Below are 6,768 nucleotides of genomic sequence, written 5' to 3' on the forward strand. Positions count from 1 at the left end.
GCGCCCCTCGGCCAGGGCCGTGGCCAGCAGCGCGGCACCCTCGCCGCGGCCCCGATACGCCGGATCCACCACTCCCTCGACCGCGACGCTACCCGATGGCGAGACGACGATCCCGGCGTAGCCGTGCGGACTCAGGACGTGGCGGCCGTCGGGGGCGGCGAACGCGCAAATGAACTGTTCGGAGAGCGGCACCACACCGTCGGCGCCTTCGGCCGCGGAGATCAGGGCGCGAGCGGCGGCGAGCTCATCGGCGGCCAGCACGCCGTGGACGAGTCGCGAGGCAAAGTCGGCGGTCACGCCCCCACGGTATCGGCTTTGCCCACCTGGTTCTCGGCATCGGAAGCAGAATCGTCGCCGTCGGTGGGCGCGGCGTCCCGACCATCCCGGGTCCGCGACGGCCGCACCGCCTTGTAGCCCACGTTGCGGACGGTGCCGATCAGTGCCTCGTGGTCACTGCCCAGTTTCGCGCGCAGCCGTCGGACATGGACGTCGACGGTCCGGGTCCCGCCGAAGAAGTCGTAGCCCCATACCTCGTGGAGCAACTGGGCTCGGGTGAAGACTCGGCCAGCGTTCTGCGCGAGATACTTGAGGAGCTCGAATTCCTTGTACGTGAGGTCGATCGGTTTACCACGCAACCGTGCGGTGTACGTAGCCTCGTCGATCACCAACTCACCGAGCGTCACCCGATCGTCGGGTTCGTCGCTGCCCTGTTTACGGGCTACGAGCAACCGCAATCGCGCATCAAGTTCGGCCGGTCCGATCTCCGGGAGCAAGAAATCGTCGATCCCCCAGTCCGCGGTCACGGCCACCAAGCCACCCTCGGTCAGCACCACGCCGACTCGGGTATCACCGCCGCCGAGCAGTCGGCACAGGCCGCGAGCACCGGCGAGATCACGCCGGGCGTCGACCAGCACGACGTCGGCGTCCCCGGTCTCCATGAGCGCCGAGGTGGCTGCGGGCAGGATGCGCACCCGGTGAGGAAGTAAAGCCAGGGAACCCAAAACTACATCGGCGGCGGGTTCATCGGTCAACAGCAACAGGTCCACTACCACTCCCATTCTCGAGGTGGCCTTGCATGTGGGCTGTCGATCGACGCTGGTCGCAGCACCTTGAACTCAAATGACAGAATAGCGGCAATGAGCCCCCAATCCCGAATCTCCGGTGCCGCCAGCGTGAGACGCCCGCTGGCATGGGCGTTGGTTGCCACGGTGATTGTGCTGGTCGCGGCGTTGCTGATCGATCTGGTCGCGGCGTCGCGTGCAGAACACCGGTTAGCCCGGGCACTCCTCACCGCACCTTCCCTGCAGCACGAGCCGGAGGTGATGATCAACGGCTTCGGATTTGTGCCGCGCGCCGCGGCGGGCGAGTTCAGCGGGGTACAGATCATCGGGCGAGGCGCCGCGATCGACGGTTGCGCCGACCGCGGCGCATGCACTGCCGATATCACCGCCCGGCTGAGCGATGCTCGGCTCGGCAATGCCTGGCAGATCAGCGGCTCCTCACCGATCGGGTTTTCCACGCTGACCGCCGAAACCCGCGTCAACTCAGTGAATCTGGGCCGCCTGATGAACATTGTCGACCTGTACCTGAATACGCCAGCGCCGGAGGGCAAGGTCGGCGCCGGCGGCCCCGGCGACGGTCTACTCGAACGCACCGACGGCATCCTCTTGAGCGGGACCGTGCCACTCCCCGGCGCGCCGGAACGGGACGGCAAGTATCCGCCGTCGGCCGCCGAGTACCGTCACCCGAAGGTCAAGGTGAGTGTCTCGGCTCGCGTCGCTGTGGTGAACGGGCGCGTGCGCATCGAGGCAACCGACTTTTACACCGGACCCGAAGAGCATTTCACCGAATCGGTGCCGGACGAGTTTCGCTCACACGTACTTAAACTCTTCTCGACGACCCTCCCGGAACTTCCACTGGCATGGAACACGCCCGTGACCAGCGCATTGTCGCGCGGCAGCGACCTGATTCTGGCGGGTACCCAGTCGGCGGGCACGGTCGAGCCGCAGCACTACTGAGGTAGCGTCGCCCCCAACGCTTTACCGCTGAGCTTTTCGCCGAAAGGAACAACCCATGGCACGTGAAGATGTGCTGGTCAGCGCCGACTGGGCTGAACAGAATCTGGACAACCCCGAGGTGGTTTTCGTTGAGGTCGACGAGGACACCTCGATCTACGACCTGAACCACATTCCCGGCGCCGTTCGTCTGGACTGGCGCAAGGATCTGCAGGATCCGGTGCGCCGCGACTTCCTGGATGCCGACGGCTTCGGCACGCTGCTGAGCGAGCGCGGCATCGGCAATGACGACATCGTGGTGCTGTACGGCGGCAATAACAACTGGTTCGCCGCGTACGCCTACTGGTACTTCAAGATCTACGGCCACCGCGACGTCCGCCTGCTCGACGGCGGCCGCAAGAAGTGGGAGCTCGACGGCCGCCCGCTCGACGGTGAGACCGTCGTCCGCGAAGCCACCAGCTACGTTGCGCAGCCCGCCGACACCTCGATCCGCGCCTTTCGCGATGAGGTCGTCGAGTCGATCGGCGTCAAGAACCTGGTCGACGTCCGCAGCCCCGACGAGTTCACCGGCAAGATCGCCGCTCCGGCACACCTGCCGCAGGAGCAAGCGCAGCAGCGCGGCCACATCCCCAGCGCAATCAACATCCCGTGGTCGACGACGGCCAACGAAGACGGCACCTTCAAGAGCGACGAAGAACTGACCGCGCTGTATGCGGGCAAGGGCTTCGACGACGCCAAGGAAACCATCGCCTACTGCCGCATCGGCGAGCGCTCCAGCCACAGCTGGTTTGTGCTGCAGGAGCTGCTGGGTAAGCAGAACGTGAAGAACTACGACGGCAGCTGGGTCGAATACGGCTCCCTGGTCGGCGTTCCGGTCGAGATCTGAGAAGGAAACAACAGCTATGTGTGCAGCACCCAAGCAGGGGCAGACCATTCCGGCCGGCGTCGACGTCGAGCGGGAGACCGTCCTGACCGGCCAGGTCCTCGACGCGGCGGGCACCCCGGTGCCCGGCGCCTTTGTCCGTCTTCTCGACTCCTCGGGCGAGTTCACCGCGGAGGTCGTCGCGTCGGCGACCGGAGACTTCCGGTTCTTCGCCGCGCCGGGCAGCTGGACGCTCCGCGCGCTCAGCGCGCAGGGTAAAGGCCAGACCGCGGCCGCCCCGGCCGCCCCTGGCATCCACGAGTTCACGGTCACCGTCGCCAAGTAGGCCCCCGAACACGCCACGCCCCGCAGGCTTTCGCCGGCGGGGCGTGGCGCATCCGGGCCGAAAGAGACATCGTTCACTCGGGACGCACACGGTACCGGCCGGGTAAATGCACGAGGTACCATCACCCCATGGTCATTTTCTTCGAGGTTCTGCTGGCCCTCGCCTCTTTGCTGATCGTGTGGAGCGCGCTGTACATCATCTACCGTCTGGTCAGCGACGAGTCATGACTCGCTCCGGCAACGAGGCGATCGCCGACGCTGAGCTGCGAGCCGCCGAGACCGCGGACAAAAACGTCCCGCCGGTCGGCGATCTGCCGTTGCCGGTCGACACTGCGAACCTTCGGCAGGGACCGGATCTGCATCCCGGCCTGCTGGGTCTGCTTCCGCTGGTCGGCGTCTGGGAGGGCGTGGGCCAAGGCCATCACCCGATCACTGGCGACGATTACGACTTCGGCCAGCAGATCATCGTCAGCCACGACGGCAGCAATTACCTGAACTGGCAGTCCCGCTCCTGGGTTCTCGACTCCGACGGTAATTACGTGCAACCGGATCTGCGCGAATGCGGCTACTGGCGGATCGGCGAGGACGACACCATCGAGCTTCTCTTGACCCACGCCGAGGGCTCCATCGAGCTGTACTACGGTCGGCCGCTGAACCAGACCTCGTGGAATCTCACCACCGACGTCACCATCAAGACCGATACCGGTGCGCACACCGGCGCCGCCAAACGCCTGTACGGCCTGGTACCTGACGGCGACCTGGCGTACGTCGAGGAACGCCTCGACAGCGACGGCGACCTGACCCCGCGACTGTCCGCGAAACTCACGCGCATCATCGGCTGACACCCCCGCCGGTCGCCGACAGTGGTCAGATCGCGACCATCCGATGGGCGCTTGCCGCCTGGCGGTGCCCACGGATAGCGATCAATTGCCGGGCGTGGTTATCCAGCGCTACGTCGCCCGGTAACTGCGGAATCCACGGCCGCACATCGGTGGCGTCACCGGCCGAATCTAGGGCGGCAAGCACAGTGAGGCTGTGCGCGGCCAGGCGCGCAGTCTCACTGCCCTCCCGCGGCCAGAAGGCGCGGACATCCACCGCGACGTGCATGGTCTGTCGGCCGGTGTGGATCAGCCGGGCGGAGACCTCAGCGACCTGCCCAATGTGGATGGGCCGGTAGAATCGCACGCCGCCCATGTATGCCGTCGCTACCTCCCCCGAACACCAGCGAACACCGCACAGGTAGGCCGCGTCGTCGATCCAGTTCATCACCCGGCCGCCATGCGCCTTGCCACCCCAGTTCACATCGGTGGGGGCGGCGAGGAAACGCGTGCCGACTTCCAATGCTGCCGAGGGCGCCGTGTAATCGGCCAGCTCCATCTCAGCCGCGATCTTGGCCCGCACATCCGACCGTGCCAGCGCATAGGTGTGCCGCTCGACGTCGTCGGCGCGCACCGGTTCCCACTGCCGCACCGGCGTCGGCTTGCCCTCCTCATCGACGGCGACGAATACCAGCAGGCATGAGCTCGCCGAGTGGAAGGTGCCCACCCGCGGATCGGCGGACGAGACCGTGCATTCGATATGCATCGAACTGCTGCCGGTGTAGATGAGCGTGGCGCGCACCTCCACCAGATCGCCAGACGAGATGTCCCGGCCGAAGCTGATGTTACCCACATAAGCGGTCACACTGTAGCCGCCCGACCACGCCGCCGCGCACGCATAGGCGGCCTTATCAACCCACTCCAGGATGCGACCACCGCGAACGCCGCCGCCGAGGCTGGCCACATCGGTGGGTGCCGCCATGAAGCGCAAGGTGATCTGTCGATCGGTGATGGGCATCGGTACCTCCTGGTGAATGGCTGCCACCGGGCAGCTTCGGTAAGGCTCTCCCAGGCCGATATCGCACAGCACATCGGCCCGGACCGGTGAGGGCGCGGTGATCCGCATGTAACCGCGGTGAGATTCGGCGATACATGGGGGTTCGTGGACGAGCTGTAGAGTCACGCCGGTGCCCATCTTCGCCGAAATCGCCAGCCGCAGTGATGTGCTCACGGCGCTCCGCAGCCCGCGCAGACTGAAAACCGAGGTCCTCGGTGGTCTCGTGGTCGCCCTCGCTCTGATTCCGGAAGCGATCTCGTTCTCGATCATCGCCGGTGTCGACCCACGGTTGGGGCTGTTCGCCTCGTTCACGATGGCGGTGACTATCGCCATCGTGGGTGGCCGCCCGGCGATGATCTCGGCGGCCACCGGCGCCGTCGCCCTGGTGGTGGCGCCGATCGCCCGGGAGTACGGCGTCGACTATCTGCTGGCGACGGTGATCCTCGCCGGGGTGTTCCAACTCGTTCTCGGCGCCCTCGGGGTGGGCCGCCTGATGCGGTTCATTCCGCGCAGCGTGATGGTCGGCTTTGTGAACGCCCTGGCCATCTTGATTTTCACCGCGCAACTACCGCATCTCATCGATGTGCCGTGGCCGGTGTACCCGATGGTGGCCGTCGGCCTGGCCATCATGGTCGGACTACCGCGGCTGACCCGCGCGGTGCCCGCTCCGCTGGTGGCAATCGTCGTCCTGACCGCTGCGACGGTCGGGTTCACCCTCGCCGTCCCCAACGTCGGTGATGAGGGTGAACTTCCCGATACGCTGCCGCATTGGCTGATTCCGGACGTCCCGCTGAACCTGGAAACGCTGCGCATCATCGCGCCGGTCGCCGCCGCGATGGCTGTGGTGGGCCTCCTCGAATCGCTGATGACCGCCAAGCTCGTGGACGACATCACCGACACCCACTCGAATAAGACCCGCGAAGCCTGCGGTCAAGGCATCGCCAACGTGGTGACCGGCTTCTTCGGCGGTATGGGCGGCTGCGCGATGATCGGCCAGACGATGATCAACGTCAAAGAGTCCGCCGCCCGGACCCGGATCTCGACGTTCCTCGCGGGCGTCTTCCTGCTAATCCTGGTGGTGGGTTTCGGCGGACTCGTCGCTCAGATACCGATGGCCGCACTCGTCGCGGTGATGGTGATGGTGGCGGCGGGCACCTTTGACTGGCACAGCATCGCGCCGGCCACCTTGCGGCGAATGCCGCGCAGTGAGACCGCAGTGATGGTGATGACGGTCGCGATCACCGTCGCCACGAGCAACCTGGCCTTCGGTGTGGGCGCGGGCGTGATCACCGCGGCCCTGCTCTTTGTCCGCCGCGTCGCCCACTTCACCGGCGTCGACGTGGTCGACAGCGACGCATCGGTGCGCACCTACCGGGTCAGCGGCGAGTTGTTCTTCGCCTCAAGCAACGATTTGGTTTACCAATTCGACTACGCCGACGATCCACCCACGGTGATCGTCGACCTCACCGACGCTCATGTGTGGGACGCGTCGACGGTGGCATCGCTCGACGCCATCGAGACCCGCTATCGCGCCAAAGGCAAGACGGTCGAGTTCATCGGCCTCAACCCCGATTCCGCCCAGCGCCACGACCGCCTGCGCGGCACGCTCGGTTGATCCCGGAATTGGCGCCGGTCGTCGCCGCCGGCGTCAGCGTGCCGACAGGCTGAGCA

Annotated in this window: 7 protein-coding genes and 1 pseudogene; 5 read left to right on the plus strand and 3 right to left on the minus strand. The window is 66.2% G+C overall.

The window, feature by feature from the left end; genetic code table 11:
* A pseudogene (locus WAW85_RS00820) lies at window positions 1-297 on the minus strand (mycothiol synthase); the annotation flags it as partial.
* Window positions 294-1,046, minus strand: coding sequence for a winged helix-turn-helix transcriptional regulator (locus tag WAW85_RS00825; protein WP_422557778.1), 753 nt, complete (start codon window positions 1,044-1,046; stop codon window positions 294-296). The gene WAW85_RS00825 and the pseudogene WAW85_RS00820, both read right to left, overlap by 4 nt.
* Before the next feature lie 90 nt (window positions 1,047-1,136).
* Between WAW85_RS00825 and WAW85_RS00830 the strand changes: the two genes are divergently transcribed.
* The 4 genes from WAW85_RS00830 (at window position 1,137) to WAW85_RS00845 (ending at window position 4,064) form a co-directional block, all read left to right on the plus strand.
* On the plus strand, window positions 1,137-2,018 hold the full coding sequence (locus WAW85_RS00830) for a DUF2993 domain-containing protein (protein WP_422557772.1): 882 nt from the start codon (window positions 1,137-1,139) through the stop codon (window positions 2,016-2,018).
* Window positions 2,019-2,073: 55 nt separating this feature from the next.
* A complete protein-coding gene (locus WAW85_RS00835) occupies window positions 2,074-2,901 on the plus strand; it encodes a sulfurtransferase (RefSeq protein ID WP_422557773.1) in 828 nt (275 codons plus the stop codon).
* Between the two features lie 16 nt (window positions 2,902-2,917).
* Window positions 2,918-3,223 (plus strand): DUF1416 domain-containing protein, encoded by a 306-nt coding sequence (locus WAW85_RS00840; protein ID WP_422557774.1) that lies wholly within the window; start codon window positions 2,918-2,920, stop codon window positions 3,221-3,223.
* A gap of 223 nt (window positions 3,224-3,446) precedes the next feature.
* Window positions 3,447-4,064: an FABP family protein gene (locus tag WAW85_RS00845; RefSeq protein WP_422557775.1), complete on the plus strand. Its 618-nt coding sequence runs from the start codon at window positions 3,447-3,449 to the stop codon at window positions 4,062-4,064.
* 25 nt (window positions 4,065-4,089) lie between these two features.
* Here the strand turns inward: WAW85_RS00845 and WAW85_RS00850 are convergent, their stop codons facing one another.
* On the minus strand, window positions 4,090-5,058 hold the full coding sequence (locus tag WAW85_RS00850; protein ID WP_422557776.1) for an acyl-CoA thioesterase: 969 nt from the start codon (window positions 5,056-5,058) through the stop codon (window positions 4,090-4,092).
* A gap of 169 nt (window positions 5,059-5,227) precedes the next feature.
* Between WAW85_RS00850 and WAW85_RS00855 the strand changes: the two genes are divergently transcribed.
* The gene (locus tag WAW85_RS00855) at window positions 5,228-6,712 is read left to right on the plus strand and encodes a SulP family inorganic anion transporter (protein ID WP_422557777.1); all 1,485 of its coding nucleotides are present in this window, start codon (window positions 5,228-5,230) and stop codon (window positions 6,710-6,712) included.
* Window positions 6,713-6,768: the final 56 nt, after the last annotated feature.

Origin of the sequence: Gordonia sp. (in: high G+C Gram-positive bacteria) (assembly GCF_049299075.1) — a bacterium.
Classification (GTDB): domain Bacteria; phylum Actinomycetota; class Actinomycetes; order Mycobacteriales; family Mycobacteriaceae; genus Gordonia.